The following is a 24,368-nucleotide window of genomic DNA, read 5'->3' as shown; positions in this document are numbered from 1 at the left end:
TGGATTGCTTCGTCGCAAGTGCTCCTCGCAATGACGATGGAGAGATTGGCTACGCCTTCGCCAGTGCCGCCTGAAGATCTTCGATCAGATCGTCACGATGCTCGAGGCCGGCCGAGAAGCGGATGAAGCCCTCTGTGATCCCGAGTTCGAGCCGCGCTTCCAGCGGCAGGCGCTGATGCGTCGTTGTCGCCGGATGCGTGACCAGGCTCTTGGCGTCGCCGAGATTGTTGGAGATGCGGGCCACTTTCAGCTCGTTGAGGACGCGGAACGCCGCTGCCTTGCCGCCCTTTACCTCGAAGCCGATCAGCGTTGAACCCGCACGCATCTGCTTCTTCACCGTTGCTGCCTGCGGATGATCCTCGCGGCCCGGATAGATCAGCCGCGAGATCTTCGGATGCTGCGCCAGCACGTCTGCGATGGCTGCCGCGGTCTGCGTCTGCCGCTCAACGCGGATCGCCAGCGTCTCCAGTCCCTTCACCAGCGTCCACGCATTGAACGGCGAGATCGAGGGGCCGGTCTGGCGCAGATAGTTGTGAATATGCTCGTCGATGAAGTCCTTCGACGACAGGATGATGCCGCCGAGGCAGCGGCCCTGTCCGTCGATATGCTTGGTCGCCGAATACACGACGACATCTGCACCGAGCGCCAGCGGGCTCTGCCAGAGCGGCGTCGCGAACACGTTGTCGACGATCAGCCGCGCACCGCCGGCATGGGCGATGTCAGCGATGGCTGATATGTCGAGCACGTCGAGCGTCGGATTGGTCGGACTTTCCAGGAACAGCGACTTGGTGTTCGGGCGCATCGCCTTCTGCCACTGGTCGAGGTCGAGTCCATCGACAAGCGTGAATTCGATGCCGTAGCGCGGCAGCAGCTCTTCGATGACGTAGCGACAGGAGCCGAACAGCGCCTTGGCGGCGACGACGTGATCGCCCATGCGCAGCGGCGCGAGAATGGCGGTGGTCACGGCGGCCATGCCGGTGGCCGTCGAGCGTGCAGCCTCCGCACCTTCGAGGTCGATCATGCGGCTCTCGAACATCGACGTATTCGGATTCGAAAAGCGCGAATAGATGAAACCGGGATCTTCGCCCTTGAACCGCGCCTCGCAGGCTTCAGCGGTCTCGTAGATGAAGCCCTGCGTCAGGAAGAGGGCTTCGGACGTCTCGTTGAATTGCGAGCGCAGCGCGCCGGAATGAACGAGCCGGGTTTCGGGGCGATAGGACTTCGTAGACATGTGACCTCCAACGTACCCGCGTAACACGGGCACAAAAAAACCGGCCTGGACGGACGTCCTCAGGCCGGGATCGCATGCTGGAAGGACATGTGTCCCCGGCCTGTTTAGCGACTTATTTTACGTGGCTGCAAGCCGGCCGGCTCAAATCACCACGGGATAACGATGTGCATATTCCCGCTTGCCCTTTTCGTCAAGGCGGGGCTGAGATAACCGGTAAAGTCGCTATTTTTCAGTGTATTCTCGCTGAAGGACGACCGAAGGACGAGACCTGTGCCGTTTACGCTTGCCCCCGATGCCGATGGAATTCTGCCCGACCGCATGATTGCGGCGATGGCCGATGCAGGCCTGATCCTGCCGGAATATCCCTTCGTCGAGAGCCAGATTCAGCCCGCCAGCCTCGATCTGCGGCTCGGCTCCATCGCCTATCGTGTGCGCGCCAGCTTCCTGCCGGGGCCGAATTCGACGGTCGCCGAGCGCATCGACGAGCTGAAGCTGCACGAGATCGATCTGTCCGATGGCGCGGTGCTCGAAACCAACTGCGTCTACATCGTGCCGTTGATCGAGAGCCTGGCGCTGCCGCCGAACATCTTCGCGGCTGCCAATCCGAAGAGCTCCACGGGGCGCCTCGACGTGTTCACGCGGGTGATTGCTGATGGCACCAGACGGTTCGATGTGATCGGTGCGGGCTATCACGGGCCGCTTTATGCCGAGATCAGCCCGAAGACATTCCCGGTATTGCTGCGCGAAGGCTCGCGCCTGTCGCAGGTCCGTTTCCGCGTCGGCGATGCGGTGCTCGACACCGAGGCGCTGGAAGAGCTGCATGCGCAGGAGCCGCTGGTCGACAGCGATACGGCCGATCTCAACAATGGCCTCGCGCTGTCCGTCGATCTCTCCGGCGAAAACGCCTCCGGCTTCGTCGGCTACCGTGCCAAGCGTCATACCGGCGTGGTCGATATCGATCGTCGTGGTGGCTACAGCGTCAATGAATTCTGGGAGCCGATCTCGGCGCGCAAGGACGGCACGCTGATCCTCGATCCCGGCGAGTTCTACATTCTCGCCTCCAAAGAGGCGGTGCAGGTTCCGCCGGACTATGCCGCCGAAATGGTGCCGTTCGATCCGCTGGTCGGCGAATTCCGCGTCCACTATGCCGGCTTCTTCGATCCCGGCTTCGGTCATGACGGCGCCGGCGGCAAGGGCTCGCGCGCCGTGCTGGAAGTGCGCTCGCGCGAAGTTCCGTTCATTCTCGAACACGGCCAGATCGTTGGCCGCCTGGTCTATGAGCGCATGCTGGATCGTCCGGATGCCCTCTACGGCCAGCGCATCGGCTCGAATTATCAGGGCCAGAGCCTGAAGCTGTCGAAGCATTTCAAAGTCTGATCGCTCACCGCTCCGAGCAAGCAAGAAAAAAGGCCCGCATTGCTGCGGGCCTAAGTTTTTTCTGGAGACGAAGTAGACGATAGATCGTCAGGCTTACTGAACGAAGCCTGCGCCGAAGTTGCCCAGATTGAAGCGATAGTTCAGGCCGGCCTTGATGGTGTGCTCGTCGTTCTTGAAACCGCCAACGGCGAGGGTCGGCGTGATGAAGTTGACGTTGCCGAAGTCGTAATACTGGTACTCGACCTTGCCCGACCAGTTCTGGGTGAACAGATATTCGAGACCGCCGCCAACCGTGTAGCCATCGCGGCCGCCGTCGCCGGCAAAGCCGTTGGTGAAGCGCGAGTCAGCCCAGGCGTAACCGCCCTTCACGTAAAGCAGTGCTGGACCCCAAGTGTAACCAACACGACCGGTGACCGAGCCGAGGCCGCGATTGTCGAAGTTGCTGCTGGTGGAGAGGAAGCTGTAATTGGCTTCAAGACCGAACACCCAGTTCGGGGCGAACTGGTAGTCGTAACCACCCTGCACACCGCCCATGAACGTGCCGTCATTGCTGCCGCCGAGCAGGTTGTTGTCGTTGCCCGGGAACGCGCCGCCGATGTGACCGCCGATGTAGAAACCGGTCCAGTTGTAGATCGGAGCAGCCGGAGCATAGGCCGGAGCCTTGGTGTAAGGGCGCGCAGCCAGGTCAGCAGCGGACGCCGGAGCGGCCAAAGCGACGAGGGCCAGAGCAGCGGTAGACAGTAGAAGCTTCTTCATCAGGTGTTCCTTCTCAATCCCGACGGGGGATGACGAAAGGCAACCTAGACTATTGCGCAGTGATTGCTGTCACACGCGTGCAACAGCGCCTCAAACGAAAAAGGCAGCTTTGGCGACCACGTCGCGCTTAGGACACAGCATTGCCCAAATTGATTCAGGAACTTTTCACAATGTGCGATTTCGTTTCAATCACGTTCGGATTGAGGCGCTGGAACACGACAACCGTTGATCAGCCACGGTAACGCAACGCTTCAACCAGCGCCGCGAATGCGGATGTCGGTTGTCGGCGGCTCGGATAATAAAGGTGATAACCCGAGAACGGTTGGCACCAATCGTCCAGCACTTGAACAAGCCGGCCTGAGGCAATGTGATCGCGCACGCGATCCTCCGGCAAATAGGCCAGCCCCAGTCCGTTCAGCACCGCCTTGTGGCGCAGCGACATGTTGTTGAACACGATCTGGCCATCGACGCGCACTTTCAAGGCGCGCCCGCGCTTCTCGAACTCCCACGCATAGAGGCCGCCCATGGTCGGCAGGCGGATATTGATGCAGTCATGCGCGGTAAGGTCTTGCGGTCGTTTCGGCAGCGGTCGTTTGGCGAAATAGGACGGTGCACCGACCACGACCATGCGAAAGTCCGGTCCGATGCGGACGGCAATCATGTCTTTCGCGACCTGTTCTCCCAGGCGAACACCCGCGTCGTAGCGTTCCGCGACGATATCGATGAGGCCGTAATCGACGACGAGTTCGGCCTTGATGTCGGGATAGCGCGGCAGCAGCTTCGCAAGCGCAGGCCAGATGATCGTTTCGGCGGAATGCTCACCTGTTGTGATGCGGATGGTGCCGGCAGGCTTCTCTCGCAGCTCCGTGACGGCCGCGAGTTCGGCGTCGATCTCTTCCAGCTTCGGGCCGATCGTCCGGATCAGGCGTTCGCCAGCTTCGGTCGGCGCGACGCTGCGGGTCGTTCGGGTCAGGAGCCGCAGTCCAAGCCGCTCCTCGAGACCGCGAATGGTGTGGCTGAGCGCGGATTGCGAGACGCCGAGCTTAGCGGCTGCACGCGTGAAGCTCGCCTCCTTCGCGACGGCGAAGAAAGCAAGGAGGTCGTCGATTGTCTGGCGGGCCATTCATGAATCCGGCTGATAAGTGCGTGCAGATTATATCATCTAGTCTCATGGGCGCACGATCTCCAGATGTCGCATGTCGGCGGCAACATCCCACCAGTGCGGGAGCCGCTCATTGGCCGGATGGCACAGGAGATTTGACATGAAGACACGCATACTCGGACGCAATGGACTGGAAGTCTCGGCCATCGGGCTCGGCTGTATGGGGATGAGTTTCGGCTACGGGCCTCCGGCCGACACAACAGAAATGACCGCACTGATCCGCGCGGCGGTCGAACGCGGCGTCACGTTCTTCGACACCGCCGAAGTCTATGGTCCGTTCACCAATGAAGAACTCGTCGGCGCGGCGCTCGCGCCGCTCCGCGATCAGGTCGTCATCGCCACCAAATTCGGCTTCAGGCTCGATCCCGCTACCGGTCAGCAGGTCGGTCTCGACAGCCGCCCCGCACATATTCGTGAGGTCGCCGAAGCATCGCTCACGCGCTTGAAGATCGATGCCATCGATCTGTTCTACCAGCATCGCGTCGATCCCGACGTGCCGATCGAGGATGTTGCCGGCGCGGTGAAGGACCTGATCACTGAGGGCAAGGTCAAGCATTTCGGCCTTTCCGAGCCGGGCGTGACGACAATTCGCCGCGCTCATGCCGTGCAGCCGATTACTGCGATCCAGAGCGAGTATTCGTTATGGACGCGCAGCCCCGAAAAGGAAGTGCTGCCGACGCTCGAAGAACTCGGGATTGGCTTTGTCCCTTACAGCCCGCTCGGCAAGGGCTTCCTCACGGTGCCATGAACGAGAGCACGACGCTCGACAGCGGCGATTTCCGCAACATCCTGCCGCGTTTCACCCCCGAAGCGCGCAAGGCCAACCAGGCGCTGGTCGATCTGCTTGGCGAGATCGCGGCACGGAAGCAGGCGACGCCCGCGCAGATCGCGCTGGCATGGCTGCTGGCCAAGAAGCCGTGGATCGTGCCGATCCCGGGCACCACGAAACTGCATCGGCTTGAGGAAAATCTCGGTGCGGCGGCTATAGAGCTGACATCAGACGATCTGCGGGATATCGAGAGCGCTGCTGCAAAAATCACCGTGCAGGGCAACCGATATCCGGACAGGCTGGAGGCGATGACCGGCCGGTAGTCCGCAGGTCACTCGCTGCTTAGATCTCGCGCCGCTGCCACAGCGCCGTGAGGCCTTCGCGATAGGTCGGAAATGCGAGCGTCACGCCGAGCTCGCGTTTCAGCCGCGCATTCGAGATGCGGTTGTTGCTGGCATAGAAGCTGCGCGCCATCGCGCTCATCTCGGCGGTTGCGAAGTCCTGCTCGGGGGGTGGCGCGATTCCCATCAGTGCTGCGGCATAGGTGACGACGTCCTGCGGCGGCGCCGGCTCGTCGTCGCAGAGATTGAAGATGCCGGTCTGCGCGTGATCGAATGCTGCGGCGACAGATGTTGCGATGTCGTCCACATGGATGCGGTTGAACACTTGGCCCGGCTTGACGATGCGATGGGCCTTGCCGGCTTTGAGATTTTCCAGAGCATTGCGGCCGGGGCCGTAGATGCCGGCGATGCGCAGGATCGTCGTGCGATCACCAACCAGAGCGCGCCAGCCGGCTTCCGCATCGATACGTGCCTTACGCCGACCCTCGCCGTGAACCGGGGCAGTTTCGTCGATCCAGGCGCCCTGATGATCGCCGTAAACCCCGACGCTGGAGAGATAAACGATGCGCCGGATGCCGCTGGCGGCAATCTCGGAGCCAAAAGTCTGCAGCACGGGATCGCCATCCGCGCCGGGCGGGATCGAGACGAGCAGTGCATCGGCATTTGCGAGACGATCGGCGATGCGGGGATCGGCGACGTCCGGGTTGAAGACGAGCGTCTCGATATCGCGGGCTGGCGCCAAGGCCGCCGATTTGCCGGCCGTGCGGACGGTGCCGGCAATCCCGGTGAATTGACCGCCATGCCGGGCGATGAACCGGTTTACGCTGTAGCCGAGCCCGAAGACGAAAAGACGCACGTTCATTCCATTTCTGCATGAATTCGGGCGCGCCGGCCCATTTCAAAGTCATCATTCGGGCTGCAGCGCGTGTCGGTCAAGTGCGCGACACCGTCATCTTTTGTGCTACTGCTCTGCTGCGAGACCGGCGCGAATGCCGGCAGATTTGGGAAGGACAAGGCGATGGCCACCACGCTGGCAGCAGATGCATATGCGCCGCGCTACATCAAACTGAATGTGCGCGACAACGTCGCCATCATCGTCAATGATTTTGGCCTGCCCGCGGGCACCCTGATGACCGGCGGCCTGGAGCTGCGTAACTTCGTGCCGCAGGGCCACAAGGTGGCGCTAGAAGATATCGCCAAGGATGCGCCCATCATCCGCTACGGCGAGATCATCGGCTATGCGCTGGATATGATTTCTGCCGGCGAGTGGGTCGAAGAGGCGCGCATCCATATGCCCGATGCGCCGGATCTCGACAGCCTTGAGATCGCCAACGCAGTTCCGGAGCCACAGCCGCCGCTGAACGATTACACATTCGAAGGGTTTCGCAATCGCGACGGCTCCGTCGGCGTGAAGAATATTCTCGCCATCAGCACGTCGGTGCAATGCGTCGCCGGCACGCTGGAATTCGCGCTGAAGCGGATCAAGGCGGAATTGCTGCCGCGCTATCCGAATGTCGATGACGTCGTCGCTGTCACCCACGGCTATGGCTGTGGTGTCGCGATCAATGCGCCGGATGCCTATATCCCGATCCGCACGCTGCAGAACATCGCGCGCAATCCCAATTTTGGCGGCGAGGTGATGGTGGTCGGCCTCGGCTGCGAGAAGCTCGCACCGGAGCGTTTGCTGCCGAAGGAGGATCCCGGCAGCATGATGCGCCTTCAGGATGAGAGCAATCAGAGCTTTGGCGACATGGTGGATACGATCATCACCATGGCTGAAGCGCGCTTGAAAATTCTGAACCAGCGCAAGCGCGAGACCTGTCCGGCTTCCGACCTCGTGATCGGTCTGCAATGCGGCGGCAGTGACGCGTTTTCCGGTGTGACCGCCAATCCGGCGCTCGGCTTCGCGAGCGATCTGCTGGTGCGCGCCGGCGCAACGGTGATGTTCTCCGAAGTCACCGAGGTGCGTGACGCCATCGAATTGTTGACGCGCCGTGCGGTCAACGAGGATGTCGGCCGCGCGCTGATCCGCGAGATGGATTGGTACGACTCCTATCTGGCGCGGGGTGGCGCCGATCGCAGCGCTAATACGACGCCCGGCAACAAGAAGGGCGGCCTCGCCAATATCGTCGAAAAGTCACTGGGCTCCATCGTCAAGTCCGGCTCGAGCGCGATCAGCGGCGTGATTGGCCCCGGCGAACGCGCCACGACGAAGGGACTGCTGTTTGCAGCAACGCCGGCGAGCGATTTCGTCTGCGGCACGCTGCAACTCGCCGCTGGCATGCAGATGCAGATCTTCACCACGGGACGTGGCACGCCCTATGGGCTGGCGCAGGCGCCGGTCATCAAGGTCTCGACGCGGACTGAACTGGCGAAACGCTGGTCGGACCTCATCGATTTCGACGCCGGCCGCATTGCGTCAGGCGAAATGACCATCGAGGAAGCCGGCTGGGAGCTGTTTCAGCTGATCCTCGACGTCGCCAGCGGCCGCAAGCAGGTTTGGGCGGACAAATGGGGGCTGCACAACGATCTGGTACTGTTCAACCCCGCGCCGGTGACGTGAAGAATTTCAAGTGGGATAGGCGAAGTAATAAAACTCGTCATGCCCGGCCTCGTGCCGGGCATCCACGTCTCGGCCATGAACTCAGGAAGACGTGGATGGCCGGGACATCCAGTGAAGCCCTCGCTTCGCGCTGCCCGGCCATGACGGAGCTTCGTCAGGTCTCTGGTATCACTTCAACGCTGCCGCCTTCGCGCCCGATGGCGTCACGCGCCAGATCGTATTGCCGACATCGTCGGCCACCAGCAATGCGCCCTTGCTGTCGATGCGCACGCCCACCGGGCGTCCCTGCGCTTCACCGCTGTCATTGAGGAAGCCGGTGAGCACGTCCTGCGGCTTGCCCGACGGCTTGCCGTCGGTGAAGGGCACGAAGATCACCTTGTAGCCGCTTTGCGGTCGCCTGTTCCAAGACCCGTGCTGGCCGATGAAAGCGCCGTTCTTCATGTTGGCGGGGAAGAGATCGCCGGTGTTGAAGGTCAGCCCGAGTGATGCGGTATGCGCACCGAGCGCGTAATCCGGCGCGATGGCTTTGGCCACCATGTCAGGGCGCGGCGGCTGCACGCGGACATCGACATGCTGGCCGTAATAGCTGTAGGGCCAGCCATAGAAGCCGCCATCCTTCACCGAGGTCATGTAATCTGGCACGAGGTCGCTGCCGATCTCGTCGCGCTCGTTGACGGTGACCCAGAGCGCGCCGCTTTGCGGCTGCCACGACGGGCCGTTGGGGTTGCGCAGGCCGGATGCGAAGACGCGTGAGGCGCCGGTCGCGCGGTCGATCTCGATCACCGCGGCGCGGTCTTTCTCGGCCTCCATGCCGTTCTCACCGACATTGCTGTTGGAGCCGACGGTTGCATAGAGTTTCGTGCCGTCGGGGCTCGCTGTGAGATCCTTGGTCCAGTGGTGATTGATCGGGCCGCCGGGCAGGTCAGCCACCTTCACGGCTGGCGTCGTGATCCTGGTATCATTGGTCCTGTAGGGAAACTTCACCACAGCATCGGCATTGGCGACAAAGAATTCATCGCCCACCAGCACCATGCCGAAGGGGGAGTTGAGCCCTTCGAGAAACGCTGTCCTGGTTTCGGCGACGCCGTCGCCGTCCGCGTCGCGCAGCAGCGAAATGCGATTTGCCGTCGGCGTGCCCGCGCCAGCGTGGCCCATGACCAGTTTCATGACCCAGCCCTTGATGCCCTTGCCGTCTTCCGGCTTCGGCGGCGCATTGCTTTCTGCCACCAGCACGTCGCCGTTGGGCAACACATAGACCGTACGGGGATGATCGAGGCCCCGCGCAAAAGCGTTGACCGTCATGCCGTCCGCAGCCTTCGGCTTGGCACCCTCTGGCCAGCCGACCGCCTTCGAGACATTGACGGTCGGGATCAGCGACTTGTTGGGCTCGACAAGCTTCGGCGACGGTCCGAAATCCTCGCCGGATGCGATGGTGGATTTCTCGTTGCATCCGGCCAGCGGCAGCGTCAGGGCGACGAGACAGGCGGAAAGCAGGAATTTCTGGCGCATGGAATGTCCTTGTGGCTGACGGAATTCAATGCGCGCGATGCAGGAACGTTCGGCCTCCCTGCATGAATTTCATGTGAAGCTAGAGTGATGCACGGCTATGGTCCTCCCAACAAACAGGGAAGAAACGATGACCGGACCGACAAATACGAGCGACGAAGCCACCTGGACGCGCTGGCGTAGCGTCGCCGATCTTTATCACGCCTATTTCACCGGCCTGATTCTGACCACGGTCACGCGCCGCGGCACGGCAGACGCCGCCGAGTTCATGTTTCGGATCTTCCGCCGGCAGCAGCAGGAGCGCTTTCTGCCGGGACTCGTGAAGCTCGGTCTGTCCGGCCTGCCACCCGCGGTCGCGGCGGCCCAGTATCACTATCTCTCGAACTGGATCGGCGGCGTATCGGTCGAGTACATGTATGAGAGCGACCGCAAGGCCTGGATCCGCTATCCGCCGCCGCGCTGGATCTGGCGCGGCACCGCGATCTGCGGCGTGCCCGGCGAAGTGTCCCGCGCGATGCTGCGCGGCTGGCACGCCAATAACGGCGTGTCGCTCGGCAATCCCCGCATGGGCTTCGTCTGCACCAAGCAAAGCGTCGATGGCCAGGATGGTCTCGAAGGCTATTACTGCGAATACGACCATGATTTGGATATCGATCAGCGTCTGGTGTTCGCGCGTCATCTGGAAGCGCCGCTGTTCGATTCCGCCAAGGCGCCGGCGCTGCCCGTCGATAGCTGGCCGAAAGCCCGGTTGGAAAAGGCCTATCGCAACTACGCCATGGAATATGTACGGACCGCAACTCCGGTGGCGGTTCAACTGTTCGGCCCGGTCGATGCGGGCTATCTGCTGCATCTGACCGGCAAGCTGATCGGCATGCAGTATTTCGACGAGGTCTCCGCAGGCTTCGGCTTGCAGCGCGGCGACGCCAGGGCCTTTGCGGAATTCCTCGGCGTTCTGTTCGCAGCGCAGGACGACGTCGTGGAGATCAGCAAGTCTGAGGGCCAGTTCGAGATCCGGCAGCAGAGCTGGAAACTGATGGATGGCGTCGCCGACAACAATGCCGCCTGCGCGAAGGCCTTGCAGGGGTTGGTCGAGGGCCTCGCCGCCGGATGCGGTCGCAATATACCCATCGCGATGACGCCGGCACGAGGTGGTGCGCTGCCGTTCATCTGGTCGATCGGCTAGCGCCTCGACCCCTTGATACTGCAGTGCAAATCGAGCATCCCCCATGCGTGTGTCGCGCATGGCATTGTCCGTGATCGGTGCTAGGAACGGGGTGTCCGGCAGGCAAGACCGGAAGCTCAGGGAGAATGCATGTCCGACGCTGTCGTCGCCGAACCCCGATTGGTCGATGCCGACAAGCACCCGCTTCCGAGCCTGAAGGCGCCGGCCAAAAACGCCCTGCTGGATCATCCCATTCTGCCGACCATCCTGCGGCTGGCCTGGCCCAATGTCGTTGCGCTGACGGCAGGCGCCGTCGTCGTTATTTTCGAGACCACCTATGTCGGCCGGCTCGGCACCGAAGCCTTGGCGGCGATGGCGCTGGTGTTTCCCTTCGTGATGCTGACCATGACCATGTCCGGCGGCGCCATGGGCGGTGGCGTGTCCTCGGCCATCGCGCGCGCGCTCGGCGCCGGCGACCGCGCGCGCGCCGATACGCTGGCGGGCCATGCGCTGCTGATCGCCATCTGCTTCGGCCTCACCTTCACGGTCGGCATGCTGACCTTCGGCTCCATGCTGCTGCAACTGCTTGGTGGCCGCGGCAATGTGCTGAGCCAGGCGCAGGGCTACATCACCGTCTTCTTCGCTGGTGGCGTGATCCCGTGGCTGCTGAATACCTTCGCGGCGATCCTGCGCGGCACCGGCAACATGAAGATGCCCTCCGCCATGCAGATGGCGGGGGCCGCCTTGCAAGTGGTTCTCGGTGGCGTGCTGGGCCTCGGCTTCGGTCCGATCCCGCAATTCGGCATGCCCGGCGTCGCGGCGGGCACGCTGATTGCATTCACGATCGGCACAGGCGTCATGGGCTGGTATGTCTTTTCCGGTCGTGCGCGAGTCCGGCCTCAGATCAAGGGCTTCCGCATTCAGCGCGGAATGTTCTTCGATATTCTGAAAGTGGGTGCCATCGCCTGTTTCAATCCGCTACAGGGCGTTCTGACTCTCCTGATTTTCACCCATATGCTGGCGCAATACGGCACCGCGGTGCTGGCCGGCTACGGCATCGGTGCGCGGCTCGAATTCATGCTGAGCACGCTGGCTTTCGCGGTGGGTATCGCCTCGGTGCCGATCGTCGGCATGGCAATCGGCGCTGGCCGCATCGCGCGTGCGCGCCGCGTGACCTGGACTGGCAGCGTGATCGCCTTCGGCGTCGTCGGCCTGCTCGGCACGCTGATCGCGATCTTCCCCGATGCCTGGGTCAATATGTTCACCAATGATGCCGGTGTGCGCGCGGCAAGCCGGACCTATCTGGCCACCTGTGCGCCATTGTATGCCTTTCTGGGGCTGTCCACGGTGGCCTATTTTGCCTCGCAGGGCGCCGCCAAGGTACTCGGCCCGGTGCTAGCGCAAACCGCGCGGCTGGTCTTCGTCAGCGTTGGAGGCTGGTGGCTGCTGTCGATCGATGCCTCGGCCACAAGCTTTTTCTGGCTCGCGGCGGCGTCCATGGTGCTGCTCGGCGTGCTGTCGGCGCTCAGCGTACTGCTGACGTCGTGGGGACCGAAGGCTGGCCCCGTGCCCGATATCCGGCCGGAACTCGTCTGAGCAGTTTCTAGCCGACGCGCGTCGCAGTAAATTCCACATCGCGCCGCCACGTCGCGCCGTCGTCATGCGAGGTCTCGCCGCGCCATAGAAACGAGCGCGGCGTAATCTGCGAGAAGCTCCAGCGGATCGGGCGTCCGTCATTGTCGCGGCCGAGCTGGACGATGTCGTTGCCCTGTTTGCGGCCGGTCATGGTGAGAAAATTCTGCATCACCGGATCGGTCCACTGGATCTGCCACGCATCGATGCGCGGATCGTAGATCCGCAGCGTGCTTCCATACGAGTAGGCATTCGCTGCGGCGTCGCCATCGCGCAACTGGCCGCGCGGCGGCACGATCCAGACGTCCTGGATGGCGCGGCCTTCCAACACCCAGCCGAAATGCCATTCGCCCTTGCGCCGGCGCTCTCCGCCGTCCGGCATATACCTGACCACATCGAGATCCCAGGCGCCGACCAGCCAGCCATAGAGATCCATCTGGCCGATGCGATCCGGGGCAGGGCCATCGGCTTTGAGCGCATCGAGGAAAGAGGCTGTCATGCCGCCACTTTCCCGAATTGCTTCTGCATCGCTGCGAGGCCCAGATCCATCTGGCTGCTCATATAGGGCGCGATCTCGTTCGGCAGCACGTCGGCGATCCAGACGAACCGGCAGCGCGCATCGCCATCGGCAAACACCTGCGCTGACGCACTGTGCTGGCTGATCCGTTCGCTGACGATGGCATAGACGAGGCGCCGTCGGTTGTGGTCGCAATCGACCAGTATTTCGCGTGCGACGGACCCATTGGCGAACGTCACGATACGCGCGTCGCCGTCCAGCTTTGTGTCGGTGACGAAGCCCGGCACCAGCCTTGTGTGCAGCGCGCCGAAGTCGGCCAGTGCGGACCAGACGTCGCCGGCCGGTGCGCCGAGGAAAATCTCTTTGTGAATCGATGCCATGCTGTGCCTCCCGGTTGATCAGGACGGCAGGCTACTCAGTGCACGGCCAGCCGTTCTTGGAAAATCTTGCGGTCGCCGCGGGAAGCCTGTCGAAATGCGCGGGGCGAGACGCCGGCAGCGCGATGGAAGCTGCGCACGAAATTCGAGAGATCGCCGAAGCCGACATCGAAGGCGATGTCGGTGATGGCGCGGTCTTTCTCGACCAACAGGTTTGCGGCCCGCCGCAGCCGCGCGCGCACCAGATACTGGTGCGGTGTCACGCCGAGCACATTTCTGAACAGACGCAGGAAATGAAACGGACTCAATCCGGCCTGACGAGCGGCCGCATCGAGATCTATCTCCTCGCTGGCATGGGCGTCGATCCACAGCGCGGCCTCGACCGCGCGCCGGCGATCCCGTGCATTGCCGTTCACACGCCGGCGCGGCTCGCCCGACACGACGTCGACAAAACGCGCGGCAAACGCATAACCGATCTCGTCGAGCCCGAGATCGCTGTGCACCCCTGCGCTGGCCTGCGCGAGCTCGCCCAGCACCATCAATTCGGCGCGTGGCGCGATGGCGCCCTGCTGCCAGATGTCCCTGGCGTCGCCGACGGTGTCGATCAGCTCAGGCGCGAAGGAGAATGAAAGGCACTCGTCGCCAGAGCCATGATGCTCGTGATGGCAGGTATATTCGTCGCCGGGGTGCCCGATCAGCAGCGCGCCGGCGATAAGTTCGTGCGATTGCCCGCGGCAGCGACAGCCGAAACTGCCCTTGCGAACATAGGAGAGCGAATGGCCGGCGTGCTGTTCGGAAAACGGCTCGTCGTCCGGACCCGCCGTACAGCGATAGTCCGTGACGGTGATCGCGTTGCTCTGGAACAGTGTTGTTGCCTGCATAGGCTGAATTTAGCCCTGCGGGCGCGGTGGGGCAACCGACAGCAGGGCATCGAACAGGGTGGTCGTCCGGCCCGCCAGCGCGCCCTCGATCGAGAGCAGTCGCGACTTGGTGATGATGCCGCCATTGCCGGCAAAGCCGCTGGTCTGGCCCGCAACGGCCAGTGCACGGTGGCATGGTACGAGGATCGCAAACGGATTGCGCGCGATGGCCTGGCCGACTGAATAGACCGCGCCGCTGGCGCCGAGCTTGGCCGCGATCTCCGCATGGGTGCGGGTCTCGCCGCGCGGGATCATCCGAATGGCCTCATAGACGCGGCAATTGAACAGCGGCAGGCCATGCATGTCGACGGGGATATCGCCGAGGTCGATGGCTTGGCCGCGCAGCAGCGTAACGATGCCCTCGATGGCGTAGTCGACATCGGCCGGCGGCCGGAATTCGCGCGCATCGGGAAATTGCTGCAGCAGGCGGCGCCGGGTCTCGATCTCGCGCGCTTCCGGCAACTGCACGCCAACAATGCCGGCGTCGCCCCATGCGATACCGCATCGGCCCACCGACGTGTCGAAGGTTGTGTATCCGTGCCCAGCCATCCCGAAGGGATGTTAGCAGGCGAATTGAAGCCGTCATCTGGAATCTTTGGAGCGGTGACCTTTCGAAGGGCGCGGCCGGGTGTGCAGCGCGATGAAACTGTAGCCGGCTGCCATCAATCCGCTTGGCGGATCGGCCGGTCTCGGTTAGATCAGATGGCGCGACGATGCGGGCGTAGTTCAATGGTAGAACGGCAGCTTCCCAAGCTGCATACGAGGGTTCGATTCCCTCCGTCCGCTCCAGCCCCCTCATTCATTCCAGATGATCGGTGCCGAATGGCGATTGAACGGTTTGGCATTCCCGCCGTTCTTCAAAGGCGCCCGTTGCTGTTCGCACAACACAAGGTTCTTGCATGACGTTTCCCCTCTCAGCTGCAACCGCCGGCAATGTGCCCGGTGTTGTCGCCTCCAGCGTCTATGCCAATGGCCGCCGTGTTGCGGATATCCCCGTCGAGGAGGCTGGCGTCTGGGCGCAGAAGCCGGGCCATGTCGTCTGGATCGGGCTGTTTGAACCGTCCCTTGAACTGCTCGAGAAACTGCGCGCGCAATTCGATCTGCATCCGCTCGCCATCGAGGACGCGCTGAAGTCGCATCAGCATCCCAAGGTGGAGCAGTATGGCGAGGCGCTCTTCATCGTCGCGCGTACGGCGCAACTGGTCGATCAGACGGTTGCTTTCGGCGAGACGCATATCTTCTTGGGTAAAGGCTATGTCGTGTCCGTGCGCCATGGCGCCTCGACGTCCTATGCGTCTGTCCGCGAGCGGTGCGAGGCTTGCCCGACCAACCTGACGCACGGCGAAGACTACATCCTCTACGCAATTCTCGATTTCATCGTCGACAATTATCGTCCTGTCATCGAATCCATCTTGTCCGAGATCGACGAGCTCGAGGATGGCGTCCTGCACCGCATGCTGACGCGGGCCGAATTCGAGCGGCTCTACAAGCTGCGCCGCGAGCTGTTGCGCCTTCGTCGCGCGGTCGGACCGCTGGTCGATGTCTGTCACCGCCTCGAACATATCGATATTCTGTTCATTGACGATGACATGAAACCTCTGTTTCGCGATGTGCTGGATCACGTCAAACGCGCCGAAGAAGATATCGACTCGCTGCGCGAAGTGCTGGCCTTTGCCTTTGAAGCCAGCTTGATGTCAGGGCAGTCGCAGCAGACCGAGATTACCCGCCGGCTTGCGGCCTGGGCGGCGATCCTGGCGGTGCCGACGGCGATTGCCGGAATCTACGGCATGAATTTCGAACACATGCCGGAGCTGAAATGGGCTTACGGTTATTACGTGGTGCTGGGCGGCATCGCCGCGATCTGCGGTTACCTGTATACCCGCTTCAAGCGCAACGGATGGCTGTGAGCGGGAGACCGATCACCCCACCGCCTTCGCCGCTGCGCGCCCGGCGGTGCGACCCGTGAACAGACAGCCGCCGAGAAACGTGCCTTCCAGCGAGCGATAGCCGTGCATGCCGCCGCCGCCGAAGCCGGCAGCTTCGCCGACCGCGTAGAGCCCTGGCATGATCTGGCCGTTGCTGCCGAATACGCGCGAGTCCAGATCGGTCTCGAAACCGCCTAGCGTCTTGCGCGTCAGGATGTTCAGCCGCACGGCGATCAGCGGGCCCTGCGCGGCATCGAGAATGCGATGCGGCTTCGCAGTCCGGATCAGGCGGTCGCCGATATATTTGCGCGCATTGTGGATGTTCATCACCTGCGCATCCTTGACGTAGGGATTGGCCATGGTGCGGTCACGCGCCTCGATCTGCGTGCGGATCTCGTCGAGCTTCAGCAGATTGTCGCCGGTCAGCGCATTCATGGCGCTGACGAGGTCGTCGAGATTATCGCGCACGACGAAGTCGATGCCGTGATCCTTGAAGGCTTCGACCGGCGCCGGCGCGCCCTTGTTGGTGGCGCGGCGCGCGGTCATCAGCCAGCTCTTGCCGGTGAGATCGGGATTCTGCTCGGAGCCCGAGAGCGCAAACTCTTTCTTGATGATCGCCTGCGTCAGCACGAACCATGAATAATCATAGCCGGTGGACTGGATATATTGCAGTTGGCCGAGCGTATCGGAGCCCGGAAACAGCGGCGCCGGCAGCCGCTTGCCGGTGGCGTCGAACCACATCGACGAGGGGCCCGGCAGAATGCGGATGCCGTGTTTCGGCCAGATCGGATTCCAGTTCTCGATGCCCTCGACATAGTGCCACATGCGGTCGCGATTGATCAGCCGCGCACCGGCGGCTTCCGTGATGCCCATCATGCGACCGTCGACATGGGCGGGCACACCGGAGATCATGCGCGTCGGCGGTTCGCCGAGGCGCTTCGGCCAGTTTTGCCGCACCAGATCATGATTGCCGCCGATGCCGCCGGAGGCGACGATCACGGCTTGCGCACGCAGCGAGAAGTCGCCGATCACATTGCGCGAACTGCTTTCGCCGCGCTCTGTGTTAGACGGTTCGAGGATTGCGCCGCTCACGCCATCGACAGTTCCGTTGGTGACGCTGAGCGCATCGACGCGATGGCGGAACCTGAAGCTCAGCAGGCCCTTCTTCTGTGCCTCGCGCGCTCGCCGCTCGAACGGCTCGACGATGCCGGGGCCAGTGCCCCAGGTGACATGAAAGCGCGGAACCGAATTGCCGTGGCCCATCGCGTCATAGCCGCCGCGCTCGGCCCAGCCGACCACGGGAAACACGCGGTGGCCCATGGCGCGCAGCCAGTCGCGTTTCTCGCCGGCGGCGAAAGCGACATAGGCTTCGGCCCAGCGCCGTGGCCAGAGGTCCTCATCACGATCGAAACCGGCCGTACCCTGCCAGTCCTGCATCGCCAGGTCATAAGAGTCTTTGATGCCAAGGCGCCGCTGTTCCGGAGAGTCGACGAAGAACAAACCGCCGAACGACCAGAACGCCTGGCCGCCGAGATTCTGCTCGCCTTCCTGATCGACCACGACAACGCGCTTGCCGGCATCGGCAATTTCCGTAGCCGCGACAAGGCCCGCGAGTCCGCCGCCGACGACGATGACATCCGCATCAACGGCCATACTGTTTCCCCCATTTTGTTAATGGAGATTGAAGTCGGCGCGGGAACTTTGGTCAACGGAAATTGCGCGCGAAGGGCGGCGCTGTTTCAGATTGATACCGCGACGGAACGAGGTGCATCCCGCGCGCAACACTCGATTTGAATCGCATTGGAAGCGTCATGCTCGTCTGGACAAAGCCACGATCTGGCAACACGCTGATCATGCCCTGCATCATCAGGGCGCTCAGATTCGGGATCGACAGGTTTTGGGGCTGGACATGAAGTTCGTTACGGGTTTGCTGGCGGCGGTCTTGCTGTTCGCGGGCGTCGGGGCAAGTCACGCGGTGGTTCGCATCGCGGATGATCGTGGCGGACGGATCGGAACCTATGTCGACAGATATCAGGGATTGCGCACTTCCGGCGAAACCGTGATCATCGATGGCCTGTGCGCCTCGGCCTGTACGATCGTGCTCGGCGCGGTTCCGCGTGACCGGATCTGCGTCACCTCCAATGCCAATCTCGGCTTTCATGCGGCCTGGGACATGGGCGCCAATGGTCGCGCGGTGACCAACCCGGAAGCCACCCAGATGTTGTATTCGATGTATCCGACGCAGATCCGGCGCTGGATCTCCAAACGCGGCGGACTGAAGACGCAGATGATCTTCCTGCGCGGCCGCCAGCTGATGGGCATGTACAAGCCCTGTTACATGGATGCCCACGCCTCCAGCGCGCGCTAGAGCGTTTTCGAGCGAAGTGGATGCCGGTTCGCGTCAAGAAAACGCGTCAGAACAAAAAGCTAAAGGCCGATCTGGTTTTTATTCCATCAGCATGACGTGATGCCCTGCGGCGCCGGGAACGCTTGCCCGCGCCGTCATCTCAGCCTATCTGGAACCTGGATGGCAGGCTCCTGAATGATCTCGGGCCTTGGCCGTTCTGAGATCGTCTGATGGTGCAGCCTTTATCGACGCCCGAGAGCACGATGTCCGCGTCCGAGCGGCCGTCACGGCTTGCGTCGGTCATTGTTGCATCGGCCGCGGCATTCGTGGCGCTCCTTGTGGTGGGCGCCATCGGGCTGTGGGCACATTACGGTACTGCCGTATTTTTCGAGATGGTCAAGACTGGCATCGCCGCCTGCATGTGATCGGCTGCCAAAGGGCATTTCAGGGGACATTCCATGACTGATCGAACCACCCGGCCGCTGGTCATTATTGCTGCCTTCGCCGGCAGCCTCGCGGCGGGATTGCTGGTCGTGCTGTGGCTGACGGGCGGTTTCCGCAATGTCGCTGCACCTGCCTCGATTGGCGGTTCGTTCCAGCTCACTGATCAGTCCGGCCAGACCGTCACCGAGCAGAGCCTGAAGGGCAAGCCGACGCTGGTCTTCTTCGGCTTCACCCATTGCCCGGACATCTGCCCGACCTCGCTGTTCGAAATGTCGGAAGTGCTGCGCGCGATGGGCAAGGACGCCGATCGTATCAATACCTATTTCGTCTCGGTCGATCCCGAACGCGATACGGCACCGATCATGAAGGAATATCTGTCGAGCTTCGATCCGCATCTGAAGGGTTTGACCGGTACGCCTGATGCGGTGGCGAAGGTGATTTCCGGCTACCGCGTCTATGCCAAGAAGGTGCCGACCAAGGACGGTGACTATACGATGGATCACACCGCGCTGATCTATCTGATGGACCGCGACGGCAATTTCGTCGCGCCGTTCAACCTCAAGCGCAAGCCGGAAGAAGCGGCCACGGATCTCAAGCGCTATCTCTGAGGTCGCCTGCGGTTCGCTGCCATCGTCCCGGTCCGATGCACGAGACCGTGCTCGGTCTTTTCCCAGTGATGGCGCCGGGTCCAGAATTGCCACAGCGCGCGCCAGGTCGCGATCGAGAGACATCCCCAATAAATCGGCGTCAGGGCCAGGATCCAGCCGTCGCGAAGACGGCCGCGGCGCATCAGGCCGGTGAGGCCCAGGATGCAGGTCGCGATGAAGCCGCAGGCGATGGCCAGCGCGTGCAGTGACGACAGCCGGTCGCCAAGCAGCAGGGTGCTATCGGCAAGCAGCAGGCAGGCGATAAGTTTGATGACCAGCACCGTAAAAGCCAGCGACGTCAGGATATTGCCGCCGAAGACGATGTTGAGTGCGAGGAATCCCCGCGCACCGGCTTCGTTCCACAGTTTTCGGGGATCGCGCATATGCACGGCCCAGGTCTGCATCCAGCCCTTCATCCAGCGTGAGCGTTGGCGCAGCCACGCGCCGAACGCGATCGGTGCTTCCTCAAGCGTGACGGATGGAATGGTCACCGAGCGATAGCCCAGCCGCGCCAGGCGGATCCCGAGGTCGGCATCTTCCGTGACGTTATAGGCGTCCCAGCCGCCGATGCGGCGCAAGGTGTCCGTGCGGAAATGATTGGAGGTGCCGCCAAGCGGCAGTGGCATGCCCAATGCGACCAGCCCGGGCAGGAAAACCGCGAACAGCCCGGCATATTCGACTGCCGCCATGCGCGACAGCAGGCTGTGCGTCAGATTGTCGAAATGCAGCCCGGCCTGAACGCAGGCGACGTCGTCGTTGTGCTGGCGAAACATGCCGAGCGCGGCGCGCAATTGGCCGGGGTCGGGATCGTCTTCGGCATCGAACACGGTCAGAAAGCTGCCGCGCACGAAGGGAAGTGCAACATTCAGCGCCTTCGGCTTGGTTTTCGGACCCGTCGCCTGTGCGATCAGGACTTGAACCTGCGGCCCCGGCCGGGCTCTGGCGACCGCCGCGCGGGTCCGCAGATCGTCGGGCTCAAGCACCAGAATGATGTCGAGTTTCTCGGAGGGATAGTCGAGCCTTTGCAGGGATCGCAGAAGACCCGGAACGGATGCTTCCTCGCGATACAGCGCGACGACCACTGAGTAGATTGGTAGTTGGTCGTCGCGCAAAGGCGGAAACTGTTGCTCCGGCTGCGGCGGAACCAGCACGCAAGTCAGCCTGAGAAGCGAAAAGGCGAGAAACCAGATTGCCGCCAGGCCGCCGATCAGATCCATCGTCAGTGTCGGATGCAGAAGCGCGCATACCAGCAGCAGAAGCGCCGGCTGCAATCCTTTGCGCCAACCGATGGCCGACTTGGCCGACATGGCAGGTTGCATCTGCAGCAGGCCTTCGGCGGCGATATCCGAAAGCGCGTCGCCGGTCTGCTCGGTCAGATATTGATGCAGGTGACGCCGCGTGGTCAGCCGAATGCGCGCGATCAGCGATGGATATGTGGTGGAGAAACGCATCAGCCGCCGTGCCGTAAAGGCGCGCGGCGTGACGATCCAGTTGAGTGTGTCATCCTCCTGGAGGGGCAGGATGCCGAACTCTGCGATCCCCGGAAGATCGGCATCCGCCAGGGGGCAGTGAGCGCGCCCGACTGTCGAGAGATCGTCGAAGTCGATGCTGAGGTGGCGGGCCAGATGCGCGACATACTTTTCCTCGCTGATGACGCCCCATTGGATCAGGACCTGATCGGCGCCCAGATTGAGCTCGCGGCTCCGGCGCTCCGCGGCGTGCAGAAGCGGGACCGGGAGTATGCCGCGCAGGCAGTCGAGCTCGCTGGCTGGTTCCGCGCGCCGGTCCGACCCGTCTCGCTCCGGCATGGGGAAGGAGGTCATCCTGCCGATCGGCAGAGGAGGAGAGCGTAGCGCGGCGGCCGGCTGGCGCGAAACGCGCGGCCGATGACCCCGGGAAGATTGCTGCACCCCCATGCAACGCCCTCACACCACAAACGCTACTCGCGTCTCGCGCCGGATGGTCTATAAGACCGCGATCCGGAAGCACCCTATGCAACCACAGATGGTTAATTCCCGCAACCAAATACCGCTGATGAAGTGTCGCGCAACTGCGCTGACCCTTGGCGCTTTGCTGGCCGCATGGATGTCGCTGTTTTCGGCCGCACCGGCTTTGGCGCAGACGTCGGCTCCGGCTGTGAGCCAGCCCGGTCCGCAGGCCGTGCCGGGCTTCTGGGATCCGCGTCGCCGTCCGGACCGGCCGGACCTGTCGCGCATCACCGTGATCCGGTTCCTGACCGAGACCGACTACCCGCCGTTCAATTTCACCGGCCCCGACGGCAATCCGGCGGGCTTCAACGTCGATCTCGCGCGTCTTCTCTGCGAGGAGATCAAGGTCACCTGCACGGTGCAGATGCGCCGCTTCGAGACGTTGCTCGATGCCATTTCCAGCAACCGGGGCGACGCGATCATCGCTTCCATGGCGGTGACGCCGCAGATTCGCGCCCGCGTCGATTTCACCGATCCCTATTACCGTGCGCCGGCGCGCTTCGTGGCCCGCAAGAATGCGGTGATGCCGGAGATCCGCCCGGAATATCTCGAAGGCAAGAAGGTCGGCGTGATCGCGGGCTCGACCCATGAGGCCTATCTGAAGGCGATGTTCACCGATGCGGTGCTGGTGCCTTTTCCAAGCGACGATGCGCTACGCCAGGCGCTGAAACGCAGCGAGGTCGATTTCATCTTCGGCGATGCGATCTCGTTTGCCTTCTGGATCAACGGCAGCGATTCCGCCGATTGTTGCGCCTTCAGCGGCGGGCCCTTCATCGAAAGCCGCTTTTTCGGTGAGGGCATCGGCATCGCCGTCCGCAAAGGCAACGACACGCTGCGACAGGCGCTGAACTGGGCCCTGTTCCGGGTCTGGGAGAAAGGCCGCTACACCGATTTGTGGCTGCGTTATTTCTCGGTCAGCCCTTTCTGAATTTTCTCATCCCGCGGTTTGGCATTTCGGTGCGGAGCCGCTAGGTTCCGCGGCCCGGAGGCCCAAAATACGATGTCCACGCTAGACCCCACCATGAGCCCGAGCGAGTTGCGCGCGCTCGCCGAGACTTCCAACGCCTGGCCGTTTGAGCAGGCGAAGGCGCTGGTGGCACGTCTGAAGAAAACGCCGAAAGATGAAGTGCTGTTCGAGACCGGCTACGGTCCGTCGGGCCTGCCGCATATCGGCACCTTCGGCGAGGTCGCGCGCACGACCATGGTGCGCCATGCCTTCCGCGTACTCACCGAGGACAAGATCAAGACCCGGCTGATCGCCTTCTCGGACGATATGGACGGTCTGCGCAAGGTGCCGGACAATGTGCCGAACAAGGACATGCTGGCCGCGCATCTCGGCAAGCCGCTGACGCGGGTGCCGGATCCGTTCTCGAACGAATATCCGTCCTTCGGTGCGGCCAACAATGCACGGCTGCGCGTCTTCCTGGATCAGTTCGGCTTCGACTACGAATTCGCTTCGTCGACCGACTACTACACATCCGGCCGGTTCGACGCGACGCTGCAGAAGATGCTCGCGGTCTATGACAAGGTCATGGACATCATTCTGCCGACCCTGGGCCCGGATCGCCGCGCGACCTATTCGCCGTTCCTGCCGATCAGCAAGACAACGGGTGTGGTGCTGCAGGTGCCGATGATCCGGCGCGACGTGGCTGCCGGCACCGTCACCTATGTCGATCCTGACACTAACGAAGAAGTCACGACGCCGGTCACCGGCGGCAATGTGAAGTGCCAGTGGAAGGCCGACTGGGCGATGCGCTGGGCGGCGCTCGGCATCGACTATGAAATGGCCGGCAAGGATCTCATCGATTCCGTAAAGCTGTCGGGGAAGATCTGCGCTGCGCTTGGCGGCACGCCGCCGGAAGGCTTCAACTATGAGCTCTTCCTCGACGACAAGGGCGGCAAGATCTCGAAGTCGAAGGGCAACGGCCTGACCATCGACGAGTGGCTGCGCTACGCGTCGCCGGAGTCATTGTCGCTGTTCATGTATCGCGAACCGAAGGCGGCCAAGCGGCTGTTCTTCGACGTGATTCCGCGCAATGTCGACGAGTACCAGCAGTTCGTCGAAGGCTATGCGAAGCAGGATCCCAAGCAGCGGCTGTCCAATCCGGCCTGGCACATTCACGCTGGCGCCCCGCCGGTGGCGGATATGCCGGTCACGTTCCAACTGCTGCTGACGCTGGTGTCGTCGTCGAATGCCGAGAATGCCGAAACCCTGTGGGGCTTCATCCGGCGTTATCGGCCGGGCGTCTCCGCGGCGACGCATCCGCGGCTCGACGCGATGGTCGGCTATGCCATCAACTACTATCGGGACTTTGTGGCGCCGACCAAGACGTTCCGCGAGCCCACCGATGTCGAGCGCGTGGCGCTGCAGGATCTGCGCGATGCACTGTCGCAACTGCCGGCGGAGGCCACGCCGGAAGACATCCAGAACGCGGTCTATGAGATCGGCCGCCGCGAGCCGTTCCTTGATCACAAGAAGCTCGCCAAGGATGGCCGGCCCGGCGTCTCGCTCGACTGGTTCAACATGCTGTACCAAGTGCTGCTCGGCCAGGAGAAGGGTCCGCGCTTCGGGTCCTTCGTCGCGGTCTATGGCGTGCAGAATGCGATCAATATGATCGACGGCACGCTGGCGCGCTCGGCCTGAGGCTCACGCCCTGCGAAACGTCAAAGGCGCGCTTCCTGACGGAGCGCGCCTTTTTCTTGA

21 protein-coding genes, 1 tRNA gene, 1 pseudogene and 1 riboswitch are annotated in these 24,368 nt (G+C 62.7%); of the genes and pseudogenes, 12 read left to right on the top strand and 11 right to left on the bottom strand.

Annotated elements, in window-relative coordinates; all coding sequences use genetic code 11:
• Positions 1-49: 49 nt before the first annotated feature.
• Positions 50-1,231: an O-succinylhomoserine sulfhydrylase gene (locus AB8A23_RS03130; RefSeq protein WP_089266772.1), complete on the bottom strand. Its 1,182-nt coding sequence runs from the start codon at positions 1,229-1,231 to the stop codon at positions 50-52.
• A gap of 83 nt (positions 1,232-1,314) precedes the next feature.
• A riboswitch (SAM riboswitch) is annotated at positions 1,315-1,394 on the bottom strand.
• A 107-nt stretch (positions 1,395-1,501) separates the two neighbouring features.
• On the opposite strand from AB8A23_RS03130, the gene AB8A23_RS03125 reads away from it, so the two are divergent.
• On the top strand, positions 1,502-2,608 hold the full coding sequence (locus AB8A23_RS03125) for a 2'-deoxycytidine 5'-triphosphate deaminase (RefSeq protein ID WP_068737579.1): 1,107 nt from the start codon (positions 1,502-1,504) through the stop codon (positions 2,606-2,608).
• A gap of 93 nt (positions 2,609-2,701) precedes the next feature.
• Here AB8A23_RS03125 and AB8A23_RS03120 read toward each other — a convergent pair whose 3' ends face one another.
• The gene (locus AB8A23_RS03120; RefSeq protein ID WP_093758063.1) at positions 2,702-3,364 is read right to left on the bottom strand and encodes an outer membrane protein; all 663 of its coding nucleotides are present in this window, start codon (positions 3,362-3,364) and stop codon (positions 2,702-2,704) included.
• A 229-nt stretch (positions 3,365-3,593) separates the two neighbouring features.
• The gene (locus AB8A23_RS03115) at positions 3,594-4,487 is read right to left on the bottom strand and encodes a LysR family transcriptional regulator (RefSeq protein WP_089266774.1); all 894 of its coding nucleotides are present in this window, start codon (positions 4,485-4,487) and stop codon (positions 3,594-3,596) included.
• A 139-nt stretch (positions 4,488-4,626) separates the two neighbouring features.
• On the opposite strand from AB8A23_RS03115, the pseudogene AB8A23_RS03110 reads away from it, so the two are divergent.
• Positions 4,627-5,618: pseudogene (locus AB8A23_RS03110) on the top strand (aldo/keto reductase).
• A gap of 19 nt (positions 5,619-5,637) precedes the next feature.
• On the opposite strand, the gene AB8A23_RS03105 reads toward AB8A23_RS03110, so the two are convergent.
• Entirely contained in the window at positions 5,638-6,492 is an 855-nt protein-coding gene (locus tag AB8A23_RS03105) for an SDR family oxidoreductase (protein WP_439060417.1), read from the bottom strand.
• Between the two features lie 162 nt (positions 6,493-6,654).
• On the opposite strand from AB8A23_RS03105, the gene garD reads away from it, so the two are divergent.
• Entirely contained in the window at positions 6,655-8,199 is a 1,545-nt protein-coding gene (garD, locus tag AB8A23_RS03100) for a galactarate dehydratase (RefSeq protein ID WP_439056913.1), read from the top strand.
• Between the two features lie 168 nt (positions 8,200-8,367).
• Here garD and AB8A23_RS03095 read toward each other — a convergent pair whose 3' ends face one another.
• Positions 8,368-9,708 (bottom strand): PQQ-dependent sugar dehydrogenase, encoded by a 1,341-nt coding sequence (locus tag AB8A23_RS03095; RefSeq protein WP_439056914.1) that lies wholly within the window; start codon positions 9,706-9,708, stop codon positions 8,368-8,370.
• A gap of 127 nt (positions 9,709-9,835) precedes the next feature.
• Between AB8A23_RS03095 and AB8A23_RS03090 the strand changes: the two genes are divergently transcribed.
• Together AB8A23_RS03090 and AB8A23_RS03085 are read left to right on the top strand one after the other, a co-directional pair.
• The gene (locus AB8A23_RS03090) at positions 9,836-10,888 is read left to right on the top strand and encodes a hypothetical protein (RefSeq protein ID WP_439056915.1); all 1,053 of its coding nucleotides are present in this window, start codon (positions 9,836-9,838) and stop codon (positions 10,886-10,888) included.
• Between the two features lie 129 nt (positions 10,889-11,017).
• Positions 11,018-12,463, top strand: coding sequence for an MATE family efflux transporter (locus AB8A23_RS03085; protein ID WP_439056916.1), 1,446 nt, complete (start codon positions 11,018-11,020; stop codon positions 12,461-12,463).
• A gap of 7 nt (positions 12,464-12,470) precedes the next feature.
• Here the strand turns inward: AB8A23_RS03085 and AB8A23_RS03080 are convergent, their stop codons facing one another.
• Genes AB8A23_RS03080 through AB8A23_RS03065 form a run of 4 tightly spaced genes read right to left on the bottom strand, consistent with a single transcriptional unit; the run spans position 12,471 to position 14,862 of the window.
• A complete protein-coding gene (locus tag AB8A23_RS03080; protein ID WP_439056917.1) occupies positions 12,471-12,998 on the bottom strand; it encodes a hypothetical protein in 528 nt (175 codons plus the stop codon).
• Entirely contained in the window at positions 12,995-13,396 is a 402-nt protein-coding gene (locus AB8A23_RS03075; RefSeq protein WP_439056918.1) for an SRPBCC family protein, read from the bottom strand. The genes AB8A23_RS03080 and AB8A23_RS03075 overlap by 4 nt, the downstream gene beginning before the upstream one ends.
• Positions 13,397-13,431: 35 nt before the next feature.
• Entirely contained in the window at positions 13,432-14,274 is an 843-nt protein-coding gene (locus AB8A23_RS03070; RefSeq protein ID WP_439056919.1) for a helix-turn-helix domain-containing protein, read from the bottom strand.
• Between the two features lie 9 nt (positions 14,275-14,283).
• On the bottom strand, positions 14,284-14,862 hold the full coding sequence (locus tag AB8A23_RS03065) for a methylated-DNA--[protein]-cysteine S-methyltransferase (RefSeq protein ID WP_439056920.1): 579 nt from the start codon (positions 14,860-14,862) through the stop codon (positions 14,284-14,286).
• Between the two features lie 166 nt (positions 14,863-15,028).
• On the opposite strand from AB8A23_RS03065, the gene AB8A23_RS03060 reads away from it, so the two are divergent.
• Positions 15,029-15,102 (top strand) — tRNA-Gly (locus tag AB8A23_RS03060).
• A gap of 110 nt (positions 15,103-15,212) precedes the next feature.
• A complete protein-coding gene (gene corA, locus AB8A23_RS03055) occupies positions 15,213-16,220 on the top strand; it encodes a magnesium/cobalt transporter CorA (protein WP_089266783.1) in 1,008 nt (335 codons plus the stop codon).
• A gap of 12 nt (positions 16,221-16,232) precedes the next feature.
• Here corA and AB8A23_RS03050 read toward each other — a convergent pair whose 3' ends face one another.
• Positions 16,233-17,891, bottom strand: coding sequence for an FAD-binding dehydrogenase (locus tag AB8A23_RS03050; RefSeq protein WP_439056921.1), 1,659 nt, complete (start codon positions 17,889-17,891; stop codon positions 16,233-16,235).
• 256 nt (positions 17,892-18,147) lie between these two features.
• Here AB8A23_RS03050 and AB8A23_RS03045 point away from each other — a divergent pair, with 256 nt between their 5' ends.
• The 3 genes from AB8A23_RS03045 to AB8A23_RS03035 all read left to right on the top strand — a co-directional run bounded on the left by AB8A23_RS03045 (position 18,148) and on the right by AB8A23_RS03035 (position 19,637).
• Positions 18,148-18,606: a hypothetical protein gene (locus AB8A23_RS03045; RefSeq protein ID WP_089266785.1), complete on the top strand. Its 459-nt coding sequence runs from the start codon at positions 18,148-18,150 to the stop codon at positions 18,604-18,606.
• Between the two features lie 242 nt (positions 18,607-18,848).
• Positions 18,849-19,010: a hypothetical protein gene (locus tag AB8A23_RS03040; RefSeq protein WP_439056922.1), complete on the top strand. Its 162-nt coding sequence runs from the start codon at positions 18,849-18,851 to the stop codon at positions 19,008-19,010.
• A 33-nt stretch (positions 19,011-19,043) separates the two neighbouring features.
• Positions 19,044-19,637: an SCO family protein gene (locus AB8A23_RS03035; protein ID WP_439056923.1), complete on the top strand. Its 594-nt coding sequence runs from the start codon at positions 19,044-19,046 to the stop codon at positions 19,635-19,637.
• Here AB8A23_RS03035 and AB8A23_RS03030 read toward each other — a convergent pair.
• The gene (locus AB8A23_RS03030) at positions 19,628-21,499 is read right to left on the bottom strand and encodes a glycosyltransferase (protein ID WP_439056924.1); all 1,872 of its coding nucleotides are present in this window, start codon (positions 21,497-21,499) and stop codon (positions 19,628-19,630) included. The two genes, AB8A23_RS03035 and AB8A23_RS03030, sit on opposite strands and share 10 nt — an antisense overlap.
• Before the next feature lie 211 nt (positions 21,500-21,710).
• Between AB8A23_RS03030 and AB8A23_RS03025 the strand changes: the two genes are divergently transcribed.
• A complete protein-coding gene (locus AB8A23_RS03025; protein ID WP_420878639.1) occupies positions 21,711-22,592 on the top strand; it encodes a transporter substrate-binding domain-containing protein in 882 nt (293 codons plus the stop codon).
• Positions 22,593-22,664: 72 nt separating this feature from the next.
• Complete coding sequence (locus tag AB8A23_RS03020) at positions 22,665-24,308, top strand: lysine--tRNA ligase (RefSeq protein WP_439056925.1); 1,644 nt, start codon at positions 22,665-22,667, stop codon at positions 24,306-24,308.
• Positions 24,309-24,368: the final 60 nt, after the last annotated feature.

It is taken from the genome of Tardiphaga sp. 619_E2_N8_4 (assembly GCF_051810905.1).
Lineage (GTDB): Bacteria > Pseudomonadota > Alphaproteobacteria > Rhizobiales > Xanthobacteraceae > Tardiphaga > Tardiphaga robiniae.
This window is presented reverse-complemented; position numbering and strand designations above follow the sequence as displayed.